General features: G+C 63.2%; 23 protein-coding genes and 2 pseudogenes. 20 read left to right on the top strand and 5 right to left on the bottom strand.

Annotated elements, in window-relative coordinates; all coding sequences use genetic code 11:
* Positions 1–153 precede the first annotated feature (153 nt).
* From F9K07_RS31355 to F9K07_RS31340, 5 genes are all read left to right on the top strand, one after another.
* Positions 154–939, top strand: coding sequence for a LuxR family transcriptional regulator (locus F9K07_RS31355; RefSeq protein ID WP_083944710.1), 786 nt, complete (start codon positions 154–156; stop codon positions 937–939).
* Positions 940–1,012: 73 nt separating this feature from the next.
* Positions 1,013–1,618: an acyl-homoserine-lactone synthase gene (locus tag F9K07_RS31350; RefSeq protein WP_068683794.1), complete on the top strand. Its 606-nt coding sequence runs from the start codon at positions 1,013–1,015 to the stop codon at positions 1,616–1,618.
* The gene (locus tag F9K07_RS31345) at positions 1,615–2,481 is read left to right on the top strand and encodes a phytanoyl-CoA dioxygenase family protein (RefSeq protein WP_068683792.1); all 867 of its coding nucleotides are present in this window, start codon (positions 1,615–1,617) and stop codon (positions 2,479–2,481) included. The genes F9K07_RS31350 and F9K07_RS31345 overlap by 4 nt, the downstream gene beginning before the upstream one ends.
* A gap of 8 nt (positions 2,482–2,489) precedes the next feature.
* A complete protein-coding gene (locus tag F9K07_RS32370; RefSeq protein ID WP_232324498.1) occupies positions 2,490–2,693 on the top strand; it encodes a transcriptional regulator domain-containing protein in 204 nt (67 codons plus the stop codon).
* Between the two features lie 34 nt (positions 2,694–2,727).
* Positions 2,728–3,237, top strand: a complete 510-nt coding sequence (locus tag F9K07_RS31340; protein ID WP_068683790.1) for a DNA -binding domain-containing protein — start codon at positions 2,728–2,730, stop codon at positions 3,235–3,237.
* A gap of 8 nt (positions 3,238–3,245) precedes the next feature.
* Here the strand turns inward: F9K07_RS31340 and F9K07_RS31335 are convergent, their stop codons facing one another.
* The gene (locus F9K07_RS31335; protein WP_328794081.1) at positions 3,246–3,548 is read right to left on the bottom strand and encodes a helix-turn-helix transcriptional regulator; all 303 of its coding nucleotides are present in this window, start codon (positions 3,546–3,548) and stop codon (positions 3,246–3,248) included.
* A gap of 5 nt (positions 3,549–3,553) precedes the next feature.
* On the opposite strand from F9K07_RS31335, the gene F9K07_RS31330 reads away from it, so the two are divergent.
* From F9K07_RS31330 to F9K07_RS31315, 4 genes are all read left to right on the top strand, one after another.
* Complete coding sequence (locus F9K07_RS31330) at positions 3,554–3,832, top strand: hypothetical protein (RefSeq protein ID WP_068683784.1); 279 nt, start codon at positions 3,554–3,556, stop codon at positions 3,830–3,832.
* Between the two features lie 186 nt (positions 3,833–4,018).
* The gene (locus tag F9K07_RS31325; RefSeq protein WP_083944709.1) at positions 4,019–4,249 is read left to right on the top strand and encodes a helix-turn-helix domain-containing protein; all 231 of its coding nucleotides are present in this window, start codon (positions 4,019–4,021) and stop codon (positions 4,247–4,249) included.
* Positions 4,242–4,817 (top strand): S26 family signal peptidase, encoded by a 576-nt coding sequence (locus tag F9K07_RS31320; RefSeq protein ID WP_232062359.1) that lies wholly within the window; start codon positions 4,242–4,244, stop codon positions 4,815–4,817. The genes F9K07_RS31325 and F9K07_RS31320 overlap by 8 nt, the downstream gene beginning before the upstream one ends.
* Positions 4,805–5,431, top strand: a complete 627-nt coding sequence (locus F9K07_RS31315) for a lytic transglycosylase domain-containing protein (protein WP_068683781.1) — start codon at positions 4,805–4,807, stop codon at positions 5,429–5,431. Before F9K07_RS31320 ends, F9K07_RS31315 begins: the two co-directional genes overlap by 13 nt.
* A 245-nt stretch (positions 5,432–5,676) precedes the next feature.
* On the opposite strand, the gene F9K07_RS31310 is transcribed toward F9K07_RS31315, so the two are convergent.
* The 3 genes from F9K07_RS31310 to F9K07_RS31300 form a co-directional block, all read right to left on the bottom strand.
* Positions 5,677–8,592 (bottom strand): Tn3-like element IS1071 family transposase, encoded by a 2,916-nt coding sequence (locus tag F9K07_RS31310; RefSeq protein WP_003049965.1) that lies wholly within the window; start codon positions 8,590–8,592, stop codon positions 5,677–5,679.
* 716 nt (positions 8,593–9,308) lie between these two features.
* Positions 9,309–9,590 (bottom strand): type II toxin-antitoxin system YafQ family toxin, encoded by a 282-nt coding sequence (locus F9K07_RS31305; protein WP_011114071.1) that lies wholly within the window; start codon positions 9,588–9,590, stop codon positions 9,309–9,311.
* Positions 9,577–9,840, bottom strand: coding sequence for a type II toxin-antitoxin system RelB/DinJ family antitoxin (locus F9K07_RS31300; protein WP_011114070.1), 264 nt, complete (start codon positions 9,838–9,840; stop codon positions 9,577–9,579). Before F9K07_RS31300 ends, F9K07_RS31305 begins: the two co-directional genes overlap by 14 nt.
* Before the next feature lie 172 nt (positions 9,841–10,012).
* On the opposite strand from F9K07_RS31300, the gene F9K07_RS31295 reads away from it, so the two are divergent.
* The 11 genes and pseudogenes from F9K07_RS31295 to F9K07_RS31245 all read left to right on the top strand — a co-directional run.
* Positions 10,013–10,441, top strand: a complete 429-nt coding sequence (locus F9K07_RS31295) for an antirestriction protein (RefSeq protein ID WP_011114069.1) — start codon at positions 10,013–10,015, stop codon at positions 10,439–10,441.
* Between the two features lie 44 nt (positions 10,442–10,485).
* Positions 10,486–10,704, top strand: a complete 219-nt coding sequence (locus tag F9K07_RS31290) for a hypothetical protein (protein WP_012478187.1) — start codon at positions 10,486–10,488, stop codon at positions 10,702–10,704.
* An 11-nt stretch (positions 10,705–10,715) separates the two neighbouring features.
* Positions 10,716–11,924, top strand: a complete 1,209-nt coding sequence (locus tag F9K07_RS31285; protein WP_011114068.1) for a hypothetical protein — start codon at positions 10,716–10,718, stop codon at positions 11,922–11,924.
* A gap of 16 nt (positions 11,925–11,940) precedes the next feature.
* Entirely contained in the window at positions 11,941–12,198 is a 258-nt protein-coding gene (gene korC / locus F9K07_RS31280; RefSeq protein ID WP_011114067.1) for a transcriptional repressor KorC, read from the top strand.
* A gap of 157 nt (positions 12,199–12,355) precedes the next feature.
* Positions 12,356–12,592 carry a stable inheritance protein KleA gene (gene kleA, locus F9K07_RS31275; RefSeq protein ID WP_011114066.1) on the top strand — a complete coding sequence of 79 codons (237 nt, stop codon included), beginning with the start codon at positions 12,356–12,358 and terminating at the stop codon, positions 12,590–12,592.
* Between the two features lie 208 nt (positions 12,593–12,800).
* The gene (kleE, locus tag F9K07_RS31270) at positions 12,801–13,127 is read left to right on the top strand and encodes a KleE stable inheritance protein (protein ID WP_011114065.1); all 327 of its coding nucleotides are present in this window, start codon (positions 12,801–12,803) and stop codon (positions 13,125–13,127) included.
* 1 nt (position 13,128) lies between these two features.
* Positions 13,129–13,458, top strand: a complete 330-nt coding sequence (locus F9K07_RS31265) for a DUF2761 domain-containing protein (protein ID WP_011114064.1) — start codon at positions 13,129–13,131, stop codon at positions 13,456–13,458.
* Between the two features lie 106 nt (positions 13,459–13,564).
* Positions 13,565–13,873, top strand: a complete 309-nt coding sequence (locus F9K07_RS31260) for a transcriptional regulator KorA (protein WP_011114062.1) — start codon at positions 13,565–13,567, stop codon at positions 13,871–13,873.
* Positions 13,870–14,634 (top strand): ParA family protein, encoded by a 765-nt coding sequence (locus tag F9K07_RS31255; protein ID WP_011114061.1) that lies wholly within the window; start codon positions 13,870–13,872, stop codon positions 14,632–14,634. The genes F9K07_RS31260 and F9K07_RS31255 overlap by 4 nt, the downstream gene beginning before the upstream one ends.
* Positions 14,631–15,680: a transcriptional repressor gene korB gene (locus F9K07_RS31250; protein ID WP_011114060.1), complete on the top strand. Its 1,050-nt coding sequence runs from the start codon at positions 14,631–14,633 to the stop codon at positions 15,678–15,680. Before F9K07_RS31255 ends, F9K07_RS31250 begins: the two co-directional genes overlap by 4 nt.
* 178 nt (positions 15,681–15,858) lie before the next feature.
* Positions 15,859–16,236, top strand: a pseudogene (locus F9K07_RS31245) (DNA-binding protein); the annotation flags it as partial.
* A gap of 130 nt (positions 16,237–16,366) precedes the next feature.
* Here the strand turns inward: F9K07_RS31245 and F9K07_RS31240 are convergent.
* A pseudogene (locus F9K07_RS31240) lies at positions 16,367–19,280 on the bottom strand (Tn3-like element IS1071 family transposase).
* Between the last annotated feature and the right edge of the window lie 103 nt (positions 19,281–19,383).

Here is a 19,383-nt window from a genome sequence, read left to right as displayed (position 1 = left end):
GGGCGTCGAGATGACGGGCCCGCTATCACGCCCACAGCCAATGAAAACCTGACGAAGCGGGGAATCTTGAGCTTCAAGTGGCGGAACGTCGCGTCATCTGAACGTCGGGGAATCTGTTGCAATCGGTCCAGCAGGGGGACGAGGCATGAATGAATGCAGTCTGACGCACGGCCCAGCAGACCGTTCTGCCTTGAGCTGACCAGCACCGTTGTCGAAGTCCTTCGGGCGACGTCATCGCGGGATGAACTTGTCACCTTGATGGAGGCGGTCGTCCGCGAGATGGGCTTCCGGCATTACGCGCTGGTGCATCACGACGACCTGCGGACGCCGCGACCCGACCGTGTCGATTTAAGGGACTATCCGCCAGCGATCATGGAGCGGCTCGTGACCCAGCGTCGCTTCAGGCGCGATCCCGTTATCCGCGGATGCATCTTTGCCGACAGTGCATTCCTCTGGTCCGACCTGCCTCGGATCATTCGCCTGGACCAGCAGGATCGCACGAGCCTGGAACGTGGCGCACAAGAGGGGCTGAACGAAGGCATCACGGTGCCGCATGTCCGGCTCGGCGAGCGTATGGGTTCCTGTACATTCGCAGGAATGTGCCGCCCCGAGCGTGCGCAGTTGTTCCTCGGTGCTGCGCAGATGATCGGTGTCTTTGCTTTCCAGGCGGCCCGCCGGCTGCTCTGCGGGGAGTTGCCGACTGTCCCATGCCGGCCGAGACTGCACCCGCGCCCGCGTGATTGTGTCATTCTGGCGGGACGCGGATATTCCAATAAGGAGATTGCCCGCGCGCTAGCTCTCACGCCTCGCACGGTTGATGGCTATCTGACCGAAGCGCGCCGCCTGTTTGGCGCGCAAGACCGCACCGAGCTCGTCGTGAGCGCCGTGCTTGCCGGGGAAATCGGTCTGGACGAGCTGAGGGCTCGTCAACCCGAGTAATCACTCGGTCTATTTCGGGCCGCTCATCGCTGCTCTCTTCCGGCACGACAGGTCTATGCCGGGAGAAACCTCTATGATCCATGTTATCGAAAATGATTTGGCAGCGGACAGCCAGCCGCTGCTTTGTTCGATGTTCGCCGACCGCAAGCGTCTTTTCGTCGACCTGTTCGGTTGGGATGTCCCGGTGGTCGATGACCAGTACGAGATCGACCAGTTCGACAATGCTCATACTGTCTATTTCATCGTCTCTGACGCACGCGGTGAGCATCAAGCCTCTATCCGGCTCTTTCCCAGTACCCATCCGCACATGCTTGGTACGCTCTTTTCTAATCTCTGCCCATTCGGGGTCCCCGTGGGCAATACGACCTGGGAAACCACGCGGCTATGTCTGCCCCAGCGACACGGTGCTGCCCGGAGACTCAAACTGCGCAACATGCTGTTCTCGGCAGTCGTAGATTTTGCGCTGGAGCGCGGGATCGAGCGCTTGACTGGCCTCATCCCCGATCCGTTCCGCAAGGAAGTCCTCGCGATGGGCTGGCAGGCCGAGCCGCTCGGGCCCGCCGTGCATCTCCCAGGCGGAGCGATCGGCGCCTTCCTCATCCATGTCCGTCCGGACACGCCCGAGCGGCTTCGCTGGACGGGTGTCTATGCCGATGCTGCCGATCGGGTGTCGGCATGAGCGCCGCCGTCGATCGCCACGCCGCGATGCTCGCGCGCGATGGCTGGTGCGTGTTCGGGCGCGGCGTCGAGCCTGCCCTGATCGCTGGCATCGAGGCGGATCTGAACCCTCGCTTCGCTGCGACACCGCTATGCCAAGGGGCATTCTACGGCGACAGGACGAAGCGTTTCGGATCGCTGCTGACCCGCTCGTCGGCGATCGAACGCCTGGCGAGGCATCCGCTGATCCTGGAGATCGTCGAGCAGATGCTCCTGCCATGGTGCGAGCGGATCGCGCTCAATCTGACCCAGGCCATCGAGATCCACCCCGGTGCTCTGCCCCAGCTGCCGCACCGCGACCAGGACATGTGGCAAGGGCCCAAAGGCAGCCTCGAATATCTCGTCAACGTAATGTGGCCGTTGACCACCTTCACGCGGGAGAACGGCGGCACGCGAATCTGGACGGGAAGCCACCTCGAGCAGGACATTCCGGTGCTTGCCGAAGAGGACGTGGTCGTGCCAACGGTGTCGCCGGGCGACGCCCTGATCTTCCTCGGCTCCACCCTGCATGGCGGTGGCGGCAATGCCAGCGCGGCGCCTCGGCGCGGCATCGTCATCAGCTACTGCCTCGGCTGGCTGAAACCCTTCGAGCTGCAATGGCTAGTCTACCCACCACAGGTAGCGCGCCACTTCTCGCCGGAACTGGCTGCGCTCGTCGGCTACGCCCAGCACCGCCCCAACCTCGGCAATGTCGAGGGCCAATGCCCCTCGATCCTGTTGCGAGACAGAGTGCCGGACCATCTGCCGTCGATCGACGCGCTGCGGCCCGACCAGGCCGAAGCGGCCGAGATGTTCATCCGCTCCCAGATGGGCGAGATGGGCTGACGAACGCCGTGAGCGGGACCGCGCATCTGCCGGACTGGCGCGACCGGGCGGCCTATGATGCCATCCCGGCGCTGGGCCGCGATGCACTTGCCTGGGAAGTACTGCGCCGGAATTCTGCTTATTGGCGATTTGCCGCGGCCAGCGCGTTGACCGCGGAGATACCCGCAGGCGAGCCCGGCTCCGCGGGCGAATGGGGGCTGCACTTTCCCTGAGAATCCGGAGCTCGATTGCGTCCACGCGGCACCCATGTGGAGAGCGGACGTCGATGCGCGCGTGCTGTTGGTCGGGGCGAGAGCGACGACCCGGCTCGATGCCACGGACATTCGCCGCTTCGATTCGCGCATCCTCCCGGATGCGGATGGCGAGCACGTCCGCTTCATCGCCCATGGCGAGATATTTCGCCTGGATGTTGTCTCGGGGACCGTAATGTCAGGTCCCGTCCACCTGACCTACCTGCTCGCACAGGATGGGCGGCTAGCCCAGCAGATGGACACTATCCGGCGACTTGAGCATAGACTTGCGGGAACTGAACCTAGCGCGGTCGAGAGGGCTTCCAGGGTAATACGATCGGCCACGGCGCTGCGCGCGCGCGATGCCCGCGCGGATGGCGCATCCCTCAGGGAAATCGCGACCGAACTGTTGGAGGGCGGCGAATGGCCTGGGCCGGGAGAATACCGCAAGTCCGCCATACGCCGGTTGGTCGCAATGGGTGAAAGCTTGGTCAGGCAGGGACCGCTGCCGATCCTGACCTGGTGACCCGACGGCTAATTCTTCAGGACTTCTGGCGGAAGGTCGTTCATCAGCAGGACGTAGGTTTCGATGCCGAGAGGTTTTGCGATCTCATCGAGCCGGTCGATAGTGACACTATACTTCTGACGTTCGAGAGCGCTGATGTAAGTTCGATCGACCATCGCGGCATCTGCCAGCGCTTCCTGTGACAAGCCTCTCGCGGCACGTAGAACGCGCAAATTGTGGGCAAGAGTCTTCCGGCTCGACATAAGCGATGTTGAGCCCGCTTGCGGGCCTTTTAGCCATGGCGTAAGGTCTCCAAATTGATGAGCAAACACCACATTTGGAGTTTCTTGTGCTGCGGAATGTCGCGCCAAGTGGTCAGGTAACGGGCTATGATCGGCAAACCCTTCCGATTTACGCCGAGTTGCTCGACGCCGACGCTGCCGGCATGGGCTGGGCCGAAGGAGCACGACTGATCCTCGGCCTCGACGTCGCGGCCGATGGCGAGACCGCGCGAAAGTGCTGGGAAAGCCATCTTGCCCGCGCCCACTGGATCGTCGGTGAGGGGCTTGGTTCCGCACTGGAGGCGTTCGGCCGGAAATCCGAACAGGCTGGTTAAGCCCAAAGTTTAATTTGGCGCCTCGCGCTTCGGGCGGGTCTGCGCCGCCCCGTCGGCACCCTGCCCTCTCACCCGGGTGTGTCGAAATGCGAGTGCCGGTTTTCGACACTCCCCGCGCGCGCGATCCGTCGGCATCACCCGATCCACCCGCCGCGCGTCGCGGCGCGATACATTTGGATCGAAGCCATGAACGACGATGATCAAGTCGCCCGCGCGGGCCTCGCACTGCGCGGCTCCCCTTTCTTGAGCCCCGAACAGGCCGCACACTATCTTGGCGTTTCGGTGCGGACGCTCCAGGAACATCGCAGCGCCGGCACCGGTCCGCGCTTCCGGCGCCATTGCCGCCATGTCCGCTATCATATCGACGATCTCGATTGCTGGTCGCTGGGCGCCCGCGGGGAGCGCGATCGTGATTGAGCGCCACACCGCGGCTGCCGCGCTCGCGCGCTGGGGCCAGAGCCTTCGCTTCGCCCGATCGCGGCGGCGGCGCTTTGCGCGCCGCGGCCTCGCCCTTGGTGGGCTCGCGGCCGCGCTCGCCGCCACGATCGCGCTCCCGCCGCGCCCCTTCCTTGTCTGGAATGCCAGCGCGAGCGCACCGATCGGGCTCTACCGTGTCGGGGGGACCGATCTCGCGACCGGCGATATGGTCATCGCCTGGCCGCCAGCTCCTGCCCGCGATTTCGCCGCGCGCCGGCACTATCTGCCCGCCAACGTGCCGCTGGTGAAGCGCGTCGCGGCCGAACCTGGTGATACCGTTTGCGCGCTCGGGCAGGAGATATTCGTCGATGGCCGCTGGATCGCGAACCGCCTGATCCGCGATGGCGCGGGCCGCCCGATGCCGTGGTGGACCGGCTGCATCACGCTCCGGCGCGGGGCGATGTTGCTGCTGATGGCCGATAGCCCCGCCTCGTTCGACGGGCGCTATTTCGGTCCAACGGACCGCGGCGATATCGTCGGCAAAGCAACCTTGCTGTGGGCGCGCTGAGATCGCTCGCCATCGCGCTAGCGCTGCTGGTAGCAACGTCGGCGCATGCGGAACTGGTCGAGCGTTGGCGTCCCTATATCGATGAAGCATCGGCCCGGTCAGGCATCCCGGCGGCATGGATCGAACGCGTCATGCGCGCCGAGAGCGCCGGAAAGACGATTTTGAATGGGCGGCCGATCACCAGCCGGGCCGGTGCGATGGGCCTGATGCAGCTCATGCCCGGCACATGGGCACAGGTGCGTGCGGCGCTTCGACTTGGAGCTGATCCGCACGACCCACACGACAACATTGTCGCGGGCGCTGCCTATCTGCGGTTGATGTACGACCGGTTCGGCTATCCCGGGCTGTTCGGGGCCTATAATGCCGGGCCCGCGCGTTACGCCGAGCATCTCGCGACGGGCCGAACGCTTCCCGGCGAGACGCGTGCCTATCTCGCGTCGGTGGGCGGTGTGACCGCGCAGCGGCCAGACTCAATGCAAACGGTGCCGGTGAACCCGATCTTCTTCGCCCTGCGATCGGCGCCATCCGGCAAGACCAGCGATCGAGCGGGTTCCCCGACACTCTTCGTGCCGCTCAGCACGGAATCGTTCGCTTCGGCTGAATCGCAACCGTGAAGCTAGCCTCGGCGCCCCCTCACTTGGCTGCGTTCACCTCGGCCGCCCAGCGTTGAGCATAGCCTTCGGGAAGGACAGCATCATGTGGCGTCATCGTGAAGCGGGGTCTCCTCGTTTTCAGTGCAATAAGTGACGGTACGAAAAGCTAGCACTGGCGCGGAGGTGGTGTTGGTAGATCGTTGATTTCATTGACTTTCCTGTTCACTTTCAAATCTGCGATTCGTGGCGTCAAACCGTGGTCGGTTTCATCCATTGGTGCCAGTTATCGATGCATTTGGCCGCGAAGGCAGGATTTGGTCAGCATAGCGGTCAACCGGGAAGCGAAACACACCCCGCAAGTTGATGCTCTCCAGCCTGGTGGGCGCAATCTTCCCGATCAGTTCCGGTGGAATGACCTGGCGGCGGTTCGACCAGCGATCCAGGACCGCCTGCATCTGTGAGGTATTCCACGCCATCACGATGTTGGCCATCAGGCTCAACGCATCGGCCACAGCCTGCATTTCATCGACACGTTTGGCCTGCGCCGGGCTGATCCGGCCGGTATAAATGGCGCGCTTGAGGGCGTTAACAGCCTCGCCCCGATTGAGCACCCGGCGCAACTCGTTCCTGAAAGCGTCCTTGACAAAGTAGTCAGCCAAAAACGCCGTACGCAGCAACCGCCCCAATTGCACGCCAGCCTCATAGATTGGATCGCCCTGGGCGGCAGAACCGAACCGCGCAAGAGCTGCCACCGCACTGGCATGTCCGCTCATGACCGAGGCTGCCAGGTGCACCAGACTATCCCAATGCTTTTCGATCAAAGCGACGTCGACATTGGCTTCGCACACCGCAGCGATTTCTGCGGGCACTTTGGTGCCGCGTGGCACAAAGAGGTGGCGCTGTTTGAGTTCCTTCAACCGCGGGCAAAGATCAAAACCAAGCAAACGGGCATGTGACATGGCAAAGTCGGTGTAGCCATGGGTATCCACAGCAAGCTGGCTGGTCTCCAGCTTTTCTTGGCGGATGACACCTTCAATGGCCACGCCCGCCTGGCGCTCATTGAGCACAAAGGGCTGCGCATGGAAGATGCCCCACCGGTCTTTTACATGGGAGTAGATTCCAATGGAAGGTGTGTTGCGCCGAGGATCAAGCCGGGCTTGCCACACCCGTTTGGTGGTCTCCATGCTCATCATGTCAGAAGATGCCAAATCGGACCGCCCCCAGGTGGCGGCAATCGGGTGTCGCTGCATGAATTCCAGCACAGCCTGGCAGGCCTGGCTCAGACGCCGTTCGTCCCGCGCCCAGCGCATGGCCTGGCGAATGCTGGTGGCAGACAATTGCGGAATCATGCGCGCGCATTCGACCGCAGTCAGACTGGTGCCGTGGGCCATGATGCCGGCATAGACCATCAGCAGCTCGTCGGTAGAGCGCGGCTCACGTCCGAGCATGATCCAGCTAAAGCGCACCTGGGCGTCAACGGCCAGAATCACTTCCGGCAATTGAACCTCACCGATGCGGTGATCCAAAGCCGCGCGCAGCTTGGTCACTTCTGGGTCTTCGTCCTCTGCGGGCAATGGCGACAAATGGAGTTCATCATCCACGCGCAGTACGCCACTGCGGGCTGCAGCGGCCACCGCATCGACACCGGCAGTTACTCTGGCCAGCAAAGGCTTCAAGAAAGTGGCAGCCTTGCTGGGTAACGATAGACGGGCATAGTGTTTCTTGGACTCTGCCTGCCAACGCTCGTCCGTGAAGAACAAGCGCGCACGACCCCGAAAGCTCAGGCTGTGCTCAATCCAGACCGAGCCATTGCGCACCGCGCGGCGCAGGGCAAACAGGGTGGCCACCTCCAACGCCTGAAACGCCCGTTCCCGGTCTGGGCTGGAGATCGAAACCTGCCAGATCATTCCCAGACTTGGTGCCACCACTTCAACTGGCAGCTTTCTGGATCCTTTGAGATATAAAGCTTGCAGCTTGGCAAGGTACTCGATGGCAGGATGCTCGCCGGTGGCCTGCCAGGGCAGCTTTGCAATGGCGACGAGCAACGACCGCACGGGGCGAATTCCATCAATCAATCCCTCGCGGACCAGGGAGGCCCTGCTCGGTGGTTTGCGTTTCTGGGTTTCGGTGATCAAGGCTTCAAGACGGGCACGCAACTCAGCATCTGGCACCGCACCTTGCGCGCTCAAGGCAACAAGTTCGCCGAGCAGCGTTTTGTACATTGCGGCCCAATTGACGGTAGCGGGGACATCGGCGGCAGCCTGACGCCACAGATCGGCGATCCGGCGCTGCACCATAAGGATCAACTGGTCTGTGGTGGTGAACAGGCAATACCGAAGAAAGCATGCGACCTCCACGGTGCGCGCTGGCTCTTTGATCTTGGCTCCGGCTGAGGGCGGCCTGGAGACAAGTCGGCGCGCGTAGCGGCGCAAGATGAGATCGGGGATGTCTGCCAGGTGCTTATGAACGTCCAGCGTGTAAAGCAGGTCGATGCGCTCCAGTACCTCGCTGATTTGGCGGGTTGAGTGTTTCGCCGGTGCAGCCCATAGCCAACTCTGCTGGGTTTGTCCATCTGGGCGCAGCTCTGAAACTGAGGCTCGCCAGCGATCAAGTGTTGCTGGATCAACGCTGGCGGCGATGGCGGTGCCTGTTTCAACTTCAAGCTGGGCAAGTGCCGCCGCAATCAGTGTCCGAATTGCCCGCTCGTGCACGATCACCAGCTTGTTCTTGTACAGCCATTGACGCGCCCGCACGAGTAGCTGATCGCGGTCGGCGCAGCGCGCCACTTCGTCGCGCAGTTCACGTACCAGTGAGCGGCGCTGGTGCTCGCTCATCCACTGGAATCCAAGGACCGTGCAGGCTACTTGTTGGTGATCGAATAGCGTGCGCCCGCGTTCATACATGGCTCTCAGCGAGGCGACTTCTGGTGCTGCAATGCCAAGCTCGTTGCCAAGGTGGCGCCACAAGGCTACTGGAATTACCCGAAAGGCACCGAGCAAACGCCCACTCATGCGCAGGAAACCAATATGGAGCGCCAGACCAAGCTTGTGGGAATCACCTCGGCGTGCATTGATTGCGTCGCGCTCGGCACCATCGAAGGTGAAAAATGCCTTCATCTCGAAGTCGCTGATATCGCGGGGGAGCCCACGCATCCCCAAAAACGTTGTGTGCCAACCCTGCATCGTGAACCTCAAAAGTGGGAGGCCACCATACCCGTTTACAAAGCGAACAGGAAAGTCAATGAAATCAACGGTCTACCCAGACCACCCCCGCGCCAGTGCTAGCTTTGCGTACCGTCACTTATTGCACTGAAAACGAGGAGACCCCCTTATCCATTGACACTTGAGGGGCGGCCTCTTCGCGCTTTTCCTTGGCGTGACAACGGTTTACGCGCGTTTTTCGGTCATGCTAACCAGGTTTTTAACCGTCTTTATAACCTTTTTATATAACCAGGTAGTTTTAACCAGAGGCTGGCGAAAAAAACGGCAACACGGCCCAAGCTACCGCGCAGCATGACCGGCCGCCGAAGGGGGGAAACCCCCCTTCTCGATCCCACCCGGCCGCAAGCGGCCTCCCATCCCCCCAGGGGCTACGCCCCTCGGCCGCCTTGCGGCCTCACCCCACAATGGAGCGCCTTCGGCGCTACGGCTTAGGAGAGCCAGGCGCAAGCGCCTGGCGGAAGGCAGTAAGTTCGAGAGCTTGCGAGGGGGCAAAGCCCCCTCACACTCCCCAACCAGGTCGCCGCGGTTCGACCGGCCGCGCGATCCTCAAGCATCGCAGCAGCTCCACCGCCGCAGGTTTTACGCCAAGGAAGGGGGTCGGCCAGCTCGGCCGGTGGCGCGGAAAGCGCCCCTCAAGTGTCAATGAAACGTGAGACGCGGGGCCAGGCCCGCGCCGATCACAAGCCGAGTTCGGAGTGAGAGCCGAGGCGCACCAGGCGCAGCGTGTCGGCGTCGGGCTTCTGGTAGATCAGCACCAGGTCGGGCTTGACGTGGCAATCCCGGTGATCCTTCCAGTCCCCGGTCAGCGCGTGGTCGCGGTGCCGAGGTTCCAGCGGCTGGTCGTCGGCGAGCGCGACCAGGACGGGCACCAGGTCGGCGTCGAGCGTGGCCCGGTGCTGCCCTTTCGCCTCGCGCTTGTAGTCGCGCTTGAACTGGCCGGTGCGCTCAATCTGCCGCATGCAGATCGGCCATCAGATCGTTGACGGTGGCGAAGCGCGGCAGCTTGCCCTTGCGGGCTTCCTTCATCGCCTCGATGGTGGTGGCGTTCGGAATCAGCGGCTCGAAGGGCAGCGCCTTGTCCTGGGCCACCTTCGTGAGCAGCAGCCGCACCGCGTCGGACACGGTAAGGCCCATCGCGGCCAGGACGGCCGCCGCTTCTTCCTTGATCGCGCCGTCGATGCGCGTTTGTACGAGCTGGTTTGCAGCCATGATTGGTTCTCCGGTTGGGTTCGTGAATTACATTGTAATGCACGCCAAGGGAAAGGGCAAGGTTTAGCGGCTAAAACGTTTAGCTAAAGTGCTTGACGATTAGGACATTTTGCCCTAATATAGCACTTGAAGGCCGGGCATTTCGCCCAGGTCAACTACCGGAGAAAGTCCGATGAACACCCAAGAGCAACCCGTTACCGCTTCCCTGGTCGCCGAGGCCCAGCGCCTCGACTTCCTGCCCGCCTACTTCGGCCCGCGTCTGATGATGCGCGGCGAGGCCCTGGTGTATGCCTGGCTTCGCCGGCTCTGCGAACGCTACAGCGGCGCGTATTGGCACTACTACACCTTGTCGGACGGCGGTTTTTACATGGCCCCCGACCTGGCCGACCGCCTGGAGATCGAGGTGGACGGCAACGGCTTCCGAGGCGAGTTGTCGGCCGACGCCGCCGGCATTGTCGCAACCCTGTTCGCGCTGGGTCAGCTCGCGGCCGAGGCCGCCGACACGGACGCCGGCGATGCCCTGATCGACCGCTATCACTTCCTGCGCGGCTTCGCAGCCAGCCACGCCGAGGCGGCCGCGATCTACCGGGCTATTGACTGATGAGGGGCGGCCCCGGCTTCGGCCGGGGCTTCCAGGAGGCGACCATGACCAGGAACAACGCTCCCCAGGCACCGACGAACAGCTACGCGACGGACGGCAAGTGCCACAACGCCGAGCCGGGCACCTACGGCCACGAATGCGGCAAGCCGGCCGCATGGATCGGCACGAACCACAAGGGGTTCAGCTCGGGATTCTGCGACGACTGCAAGCGCCACGGCTACGAAGCCCGCGACGTGATCGCGTGGCGGCGTGCTGACACTTGAGGGGCCGGCCGATGGCGAAGAAACGCAAGACGCCGGCCCAGCCGGGCCAGGACTGGAACGCGCCGGCGGCCGAGCTGCTGGCCGAGCTGCCCACCGACCGCGACGAGCTGCTGGCCGCCGCCGTGGCGGCCGTGGTGGAGATCGACGCGGCGATCATGCGCGGTGACGGTGCGGCCGCCGAGGCGGCCAGCGACCGATACGAGGCCGTCATCTGGAAGATGAACGGCGGAACGCACGTGGGCAGCATGGCCGACCACGACGCGCCCGGCCAGGTCATCGAGCGCCATTGCGCGGCGGTGCCTGGCGACGTGCCCTTGTGGGGCCAGCGCGGCCAGTTCCTGGTCGCGGATGGCGACATGCGCGCCCTGGTGGAGTACGAGGCCGGCTACGGCGGGCCGCTGGGTGCCCACTTCCAGTTCCACGTCATCGACCTGGACAGGCCGTTTATCTCCGAAACGGGCTACCGCTCGCACTTCGACACGGCGCAGGGCTGCATGACGGTGGACGAGGTTGCGCGCGGCATCCTGGCTGCGCAGCGAGCCGAGAAGAAGCGCCCGGTGATGGTCGAGGCCAGCTACCGCGACCGCCTGGCCGATGCTCCCCTGCCCGCTTGGCTGGCCGGCTTGGAGCCGCCGGCGCGGCGCGCACCGGCGACCGTCCTGGTGCCGCCGGGGTTCGTCCTGGTCGATGTGGTGCTGCCCTCGCATCGGGCCTTCATCGCCAGGCGCTGGGCGGCCGAGGCCGCGACCAGGATCAAGGCGGCCAGGGCCGCCGGGTTGGACGCCAAGGGAAAAATCACCGGCGCAGGCCCGGAGCGAGATCCCGCATCGCCAGAAACGACGATGACCTGCAGCATCGTCAAAGCCGACGATGCCGAGCCGGGCGAGGGCGGGCCTGTATCGCCGGAAACAACGATGCCGCGAGCGAGCGCGGCAACCTGCAGCATCGCCAGGAATGGCGATGGAGGCCCGGCCGACCTGGTGGAGTTCAAGCCCGGCCAGCGGTGCGAGATCGTGAGCGTCCATCACCCGGTTTTCGACCGCTACATCGGCAAGCGCATCATCATCGTGAAGGTGCATCCCGACACCCGCCAGGTGTGGGCGCACGACGACAGGCCGGTAACGTACAAGACCAATCGCGCAGGCCGGCGCGTGGTCGATTCAGACCCGAGCTGCATCCAGTCGATCTACGGCTTCGACCAGTTGCGGCTTATCACTTGACCAGGAGAACGAACGAATGACGAACGACGCCAATATCCGGCTGGAGTGCTTGAAGCCGGCCGAACGCTGGGCGCAACCGACCGGCGAGGAAGTCCGAGAGGTGCTGCGCCTGGCCGGGTTCAGCGGCAGCAAGGCCGCGAAGGCGCTGGGGCTGGGCGCGAAGGGCGACCGCACGATCCGCCGCTGGATCGGCGAGGACACCCCGATTCCCTATGCGGCATGGGCGATCCTGTGCGACCAGGCCGGGCTGGGCGTGATCTGGAAAGAGGATTGACGCCAAGGGAAAGGTTTTAGCGGCTAAAGTTTAGCCTTCGGATTCCGGTAAAGCGAAAAAAGTTTAGCTAAAGTGCTTGACAGGTTAGGGCATTTTGCCCTAATATAGCACTTGAAGGCCGGGCACATTGCCCAGGTCAACTACCGGAGAAAGTCCGATGAGCGACAACAAGATTATGCCCTGGATTGACGAGCTGGAGGGCGCGGCAGCGACCGACTTCCCGGCCCGCCGTGACGAGATCGCGGCCATGATGGCCGAGGCGGCCGAGCTGGTGTGCAAAGCCGAGGAACTGCGCGGCAAGGCGTACTTCGCCGGATGCTCCCTGGAGGGGCAGGCCAAGGGCCATTGGTCGATGGAAGCCGTCGAGCAGGCCAAGCGCCGGGCCGGCTGGTAAGAGCACATGGCCCGGTCGGCAACGGCCGGGCCTATCGAGGACGCCAAGAAGGAGTATTGCGTGAGCCGAGGCAAGATCAAGGGCGGCCCCAGGTGGAGGAACGCCCCGGAGTGATCCGGGGCGCTTGGCCTGGTGCTGGCACACCGTAACCATGCTTCCGAGTGGGAGCACCCAGCATTCAACACGTAAGCGCGTGGAGGGTCAAGCTATGTCCAACATCATCAAGTTCCCCAAGGAGATCGAGCAGCCCGCCGCGCCCGCGCCGGTGGAGCCTGCCGCCGCGTCTGCTGCCCCCAACAAGGCCCCCGGTGCTGGCCTGCTGGCCGGCCTGGTCAAGTTCGTATGGGTGGCGACCGTGCTGGTCTGGCCGATCCTCAAGTGGGTGCTGTCGATTGCCACCTTCTTCCAGTTCGTGCGGATGCTCTACCACTGGAACACGCCTGGCGTGTATGCCGGTTGGTCGTTCCTGGCGTACTTCGCGGTGCTGACCGCGATCACCTACTTCGTTTCGATCTACAAGCCGAAGGGGCTTTGACATGAAAAAACAGACCCTACCCTACCCGCCGGGATTCGTGGAGCCGAACACCGGCCGGGTGGCCGTCCTGGTGCGCGAGTACGCGGCCAGCGACTTGAACGGCGATGCGCCGGCCTATTGGTACAGCGCGCAATCCGAGGAATGGGGCCTTGACCCCTGGCGACTGGTGGAAGGCGTCGATCCGCACACCGCCGGCGGTCAGTTCGACGTGTGCTTTGCCAACGGTTCGAGCCGCACGGTCGGCCCGCTGATGACGTTCTTCATGAGTGCCGCTGACGCGGCCAGGTTGAACGCCAAGAAAGAAGATCACGCGCCCATTTTTAGCCGCTAAAACGCTTGACGCGGGCGGCGAGTTTAGCTAAACTTCTGCACATGGTCGGCGGCTGGCACCGCCTTTTGTTCAACAACCGGGTGTGGAGTTTATATGGGTGTTCTCCATGAAGAAACGGCTAACCGAAGCCCAATTCCAGGCGGCGATCAAGGGCCTGGAGATCGGGCAACAGACCATCGACATAGCGCGCGGCGTGCTGGTCGATGGAAGGCCCCAGGCCGAGTTTGTGGCCTCGCTGGGGCTGACCAAGGGGGCGGTATCGCAAGCGGTCAGCCGCGTGTGGGCAGTGGCGGGGGAAGTGCTCCCGCAGGGCTTCGAGCGGGTGACGGCGGTACTGCCGGAGCATCAAGCGTTCATCGTCAAGCGTTGGGAAGCCGACGCCAAGGGAAAGAGGAAACAGGAACCCAACTCATGAAAACACTGGTCACGGCAATTCAGAAAGGCGGTCAAGGCAAGACGTTCGCAACCTGCCACCTGGCGTTCGACTTCCAGGAGCGCGGCCTTCGGGTTGCAGTGATCGACCTGGACACCCAGGGCAATGCGAGCTGGACGCTGGCCGGCCACGACTCGGGCTATCCCGCCAGTCGCATGTTCACCGCCGGCGGCGACGAGCTGCGCGCCTGGTTCGCTGACCGGGAGGATGACGGCCTGGCGCTGATCGCGGCAGACGCCAACCTGGCGAACCTGGACAAGATGGAGCTTTCCCAGGCGGCCGCCGCGCTGCGGGCCAGTGTGGCCGCGCTGGGCGAGTTCTTCGACGTGTGCCTGATCGACACGGCCCCCTCCCTTGGCGTCGCCATGACGGCGGCCGTGCTGACGGCCGACTACATGCTGTCGCCCATCGAAATGGAGGCGTACAGCTTGCAGGGCATGAAGAAGATGGTCGCGGTCATCAGCAACCTGCGCAAGCAGAACCCCAAGCTGCGCTTCCTCGGCATGGTGCCGAACAAGGTGGACGCGCGGAAGCCGCGCCACGTCAACAACCTGGCGACGTTGCAGCAGGCATACCCGCAGCTCATCTTGCCGTTCAGCATCGGCGCGCGTGACAGCATCGCCGAGGCGCTGGGCGAGCAGATGCCGGTGTGGAAGATCAAGAAGACCGCCGCGCGGAAGGCCACCCAGGAGGTGCGTGCGCTGGCGGATTACGTGTTCACGAAGATGGAGATCGCGCAATGAGCGCCAAGACCAACGCCAAGAAGAAGGAGCAGGACAAGCCGCAATCGTCCGGGCTGGGCCTGGACGGGCTGGGCGACCTGGCCGGCCTGCTGAACGAGCAGCCGGCGGCCAACGCCGGCGGCGCAGGCCCGCAGGAGCTGCCGCTTGACCTGATCGACGAAGACCCGCACCAGCCGCGCACGGCCGACAACCCCGGCTTCTCGCCGGAGAGCATCGCGGAGATCGGCGAGACGATCAAAGCGCGCGGCGTGAAGTCGCCCATCAGCGTGCGCGAGAACCCGGACGCACCGGGGCGCTACCTCATCAACCACGGCGCGCGGCGCTATCGCGGCTCGAAGTGGGCGCACAAGACCACGATCCCGGCCTTCATCGACAACGACTACAACGAGGCCGACCAGGTTATCGAGAACCTGCAACGCAACGAGCTGACGGCGCGTGAGATCGCCGACTTCATCGGCCGCGAGCTGGCGAAGGGCAAGAAGAAGGGCGAGATCGCCAAGGAGATCGGCAAGTCGCCGGCCTTCGTCACGCAGCACGTCACGCTGCTGGACTTGCCCGAACCCATTGCCGAGGCGTTCAATAGCGGCCGGGGCAAGGACGTGACTGTCATCAACGAGCTGGTGACGGCCTACAAGAAGAACCCCGACGAGGTGGCCGCCTGGCTGGCCGACGACAGCCAGGAGCTGACGCGCGGCTCGGTGAAGCTGCTGCGCGAGTTCCTGGAGGACAAGCGCAGTCACGAGGACGGCGACCGTGATCCCAACACCGTCGATGCGCTGACCGGCAAGACCGACGCCGAGGCCGGCGACGGCGAGCAGGGGCCGCAGGATGATGACGCCAAGGGGAAGAAGGAGCCGAAGGAGGCCGACCCCGACAAGCTCAAGAAGGCCATCATCCAGGTCAAGCACGACGACCGGCCGGCACGGCTGATCCTCAACCGCCGGCCCCCGGCCGAGGGCTGGGCCTGGCTCAAATACGAGGATGACGGCCAGGAGTTCGAGGCCGACCTTGGCACCGTGCAGCTTGTCGCGCTGCTGGAGGGCTGACACGCCCAGCGCCGGGCATCGCCGACCACCGACCCCCACCCATCGCCCCGCCATCGAGCGGGGCTTTTTTTGCCCGCGTTTTAGCCGCTAAAAAAAGTTCAGCTAAACCGCTTGCGTAGTGTTGTATGTTGTAGTATGCTTCACGCTACAACATACAACCGGCCAAAGGAGGCCCGACATGGCGATCTCGAAGGAGCAGATATTTGCGGTGGCCGACGAACTGGACGCGGCCGGCCAGAACCCCACGCTGGCGAACGTGCGCAAGCAGCTCGGCAGCGGCAGCTTCACCACCATCAGCGAGGCGATGAACGAGTGGCGCGCACGCAAGGCCAGCCAGGCCGCCCCGATCCGCGAGCCGGCACCGCAGGCGATCACTGACAAGCTGGCCGAGCTGGGCGGCGACTTGTGGGCCGTGGCGCTGGAAATGGCGAACAACCGCCTGGCCGCCGAGCGCGAGGCGCTGGAGGCCGTGCGCCAGGAGACGGAAGCAGCGCGCCAGGAAGCCGCAGAGCTGGCCGACCAGCTCACCGGCGAGCTGGACGAGGGGTCTCCTCGTTTTCAGTGCAATAAGTGACGGTACGAAAAGCTAGCACTGGCGCGGAGGTGGTGTTGGTAGATCGTTGATTTCATTGACTTTCCTGTTCACTTTCAAATCTGCGATTCGTGGCGTCAAACCGTGGTCGGTTTCATCCATTGGTGCCAGTTATCGATGCATTTGGCCGCGAAGGCAGGATTTGGTCAGCATAGCGGTCAACCGGGAAGCGAAACACACCCCGCAAGTTGATGCTCTCCAGCCTGGTGGGCGCAATCTTCCCGATCAGTTCCGGTGGAATGACCTGGCGGCGGTTCGACCAGCGATCCAGGACCGCCTGCATCTGTGAGGTATTCCACGCCATCACGATGTTGGCCATCAGGCTCAACGCATCGGCCACAGCCTGCATTTCATCGACACGTTTGGCCTGCGCCGGGCTGATCCGGCCGGTATAAATGGCGCGCTTGAGGGCGTTAACAGCCTCGCCCCGATTGAGCACCCGGCGCAACTCGTTCCTGAAAGCGTCCTTGACAAAGTAGTCAGCCAAAAACGCCGTACGCAGCAACCGCCCCAATTGCACGCCAGCCTCATAGATTGGATCGCCCTGGGCGGCAGAACCGAACCGCGCAAGAGCTGCCACCGCACTGGCATGTCCGCTCATGACCGAGGCTGCCAGGTGCACCAGACTATCCCAATGCTTTTCGATCAAAGCGACGTCGACATTGGCTTCGCACACCGCAGCGATTTCTGCGGGCACTTTGGTGCCGCGTGGCACAAAGAGGTGGCGCTGTTTGAGTTCCTTCAACCGCGGGCAAAGATCAAAACCAAGCAAACGGGCATGTGACATGGCAAAGTCGGTGTAGCCATGGGTATCCACAGCAAGCTGGCTGGTCTCCAGCTTTTCTTGGCGGATGACACCTTCAATGGCCACGCCCGCCTGGCGCTCATTGAGCACAAAGGGCTGCGCATGGAAGATGCCCCACCGGTCTTTTACATGGGAGTAGATTCCAATGGAAGGTGTGTTGCGCCGAGGATCAAGCCGGGCTTGCCACACCCGTTTGGTGGTCTCCATGGTCATCATGTCAGAAGATGCCAAATCGGACCGCCCCCAGGTGGCGGCAATCGGGTGTCGCTGCATGAATTCCAGCACAGGCTGGCAGGCCTGGCTCAGACGCCGTTCGTCCCGCGCCCAGCGCATGGCCTGGCGAATGCTGGTGGCAGACAATTGCGGAATCATGCGCGCGCATTCGACCGCAGTCAGACTGGTGCCGTGGGCCATGATGCCGGCATAGACCATCAGCAGCTCGTCGGTAGAGCGCGGCTCACGTCCGAGCATGATCCAGCTAAAGCGCACCTGGGCGTCAACGGCCAGAATCACTTCCGGCAATTGAACCTCACCGATGCGGTGATCCAAAGCCGCGCGCAGCTTGGTCACTTCTGGGTCTTCGTCCTCTGCGGGCAATGGCGACAAATGGAGTTCATCATCCACGCGCAGTACGCCACTGCGGGCTGCAGCGGCCACCGCATCGACACCGGCAGTTACTCTGGCCAGCAAAGGCTTCAAGAAAGTGGCAGCCTTGCTGGGTAACGATAGACGGGCATAGTGTTTCTTGGACTCTGCCTGCCAACGCTCGTCCGTGAAGAACAAGCGCGCACGACCCCGAAAGCTCAGGCTGTGCTCAATCCAGACCGAGCCATTGCGCACCGCGCGGCGCAGGGCAAACAGGGTGGCCACCTCCAACGCCTGAAACGCCCGTTCCCGGTCTGGGCTGGAGATCGAAACCTGCCAGATCATTCCCAGACTTGGTGCCACCACTTCAACTGGCAGCTTTCTGGATCCTTTGAGATATAAAGCTTGCAGCTTGGCAAGGTACTCGATGGCAGGATGCTCGCCGGTGGCCTGCCAGGGCAGCTTTGCAATGGCGACGAGCAACGACCGCACGGGGCGAATTCCATCAATCAATCCTCGCGGACCAGGGAGGCCCTGCTCGGTGGTTTGCGTTTCTGGGTTCGGTGATCAAGGCTTCAAGACGGGCACGCAACTCAGCATCTGGCACCGCACCTTGCGCGCTCAAGGCAACAAGTTCGCCGAGCAGCGTTTTGTACATTGCGGCCCAATTGACGGTAGCGGGGACATCGGCGGCAGCCTGACGCCACAGATCGGCGATCCGGCGCTGCACCATAAGGATCAACTGGTCTGTGGTGGTGAACAGGCAATACCGAAGAAAGCATGCGACCTCCACGGTGCGCGCTGGCTCTTTGATCTTGGCTCCGGCTGAGGGCGGCCTGGAGACAAGTCGGCGCGCGTAGCGGCGCAAGATGAGATCGGGGATGTCTGCCAGGTGCTTATGAACGTCCAGCGTGTAAAGCAGGTCGATGCGCTCCAGTACCTCGCTGATTTGGCGGGTTGAGTGTTTCGCCGGTGCAGCCCATAGCCAACTCTGCTGGGTTTGTCCATCTGGGCGCAGCTCTGAAACTGAGGCTCGCCAGCGATCAAGTGTTGCTGGATCAACGCTGGCGGCGATGGCGGTGCCTGTTTCAACTTCAAGCTGGGCAAGTGCCGCCGCAATCAGTGTCCGAATTGCCCGCTCGTGCACGATCACCAGCTTGTTCTTGTACAGCCATTGACGCGCCCGCACGAGTAGCTGATCGCGGTCGGCGCAGCGCGCCACTTCGTCGCGCAGTTCACGTACCAGTGAGCGGCGCTGGTGCTCGCTCATCCACTGGAATCCAAGGACCGTGCAGGCTACTTGTTGGTGATCGAATAGCGTGCGCCCGCGTTCATACATGGCTCTCAGCGAGGCGACTTCTGGTGCTGCAATGCCAAGCTCGTTGCCAAGGTGGCGCCACAAGGCTACTGGAATTACCCGAAAGGCACCGAGCAAACGCCCACTCATGCGCAGGAAACCAATATGGAGCGCCAGACCAAGCTTGTGGGAATCACCTCGGCGTGCATTGATTGCGTCGCGCTCGGCACCATCGAAGGTGAAAAATGCCTTCATCTCGAAGTCGCTGATATCGCGGGGGAGCCCACGCATCCCCAAAAACGTTGTGTGCCAACCCTGCATCGTGAACCTCAAAAGTGGGAGGCCACCATACCCGTTTACAAAGCGAACAGGAAAGTCAATGAAATCAACGGTCTACCCAGACCACCCCCGCGCCAGTGCTAGC

Source organism: Hydrogenophaga sp. BPS33 (genome assembly GCF_009859475.1).
Lineage (GTDB): Bacteria > Pseudomonadota > Gammaproteobacteria > Burkholderiales > Burkholderiaceae_C > Hydrogenophaga.
This window is presented reverse-complemented; position numbering and strand designations above follow the sequence as displayed.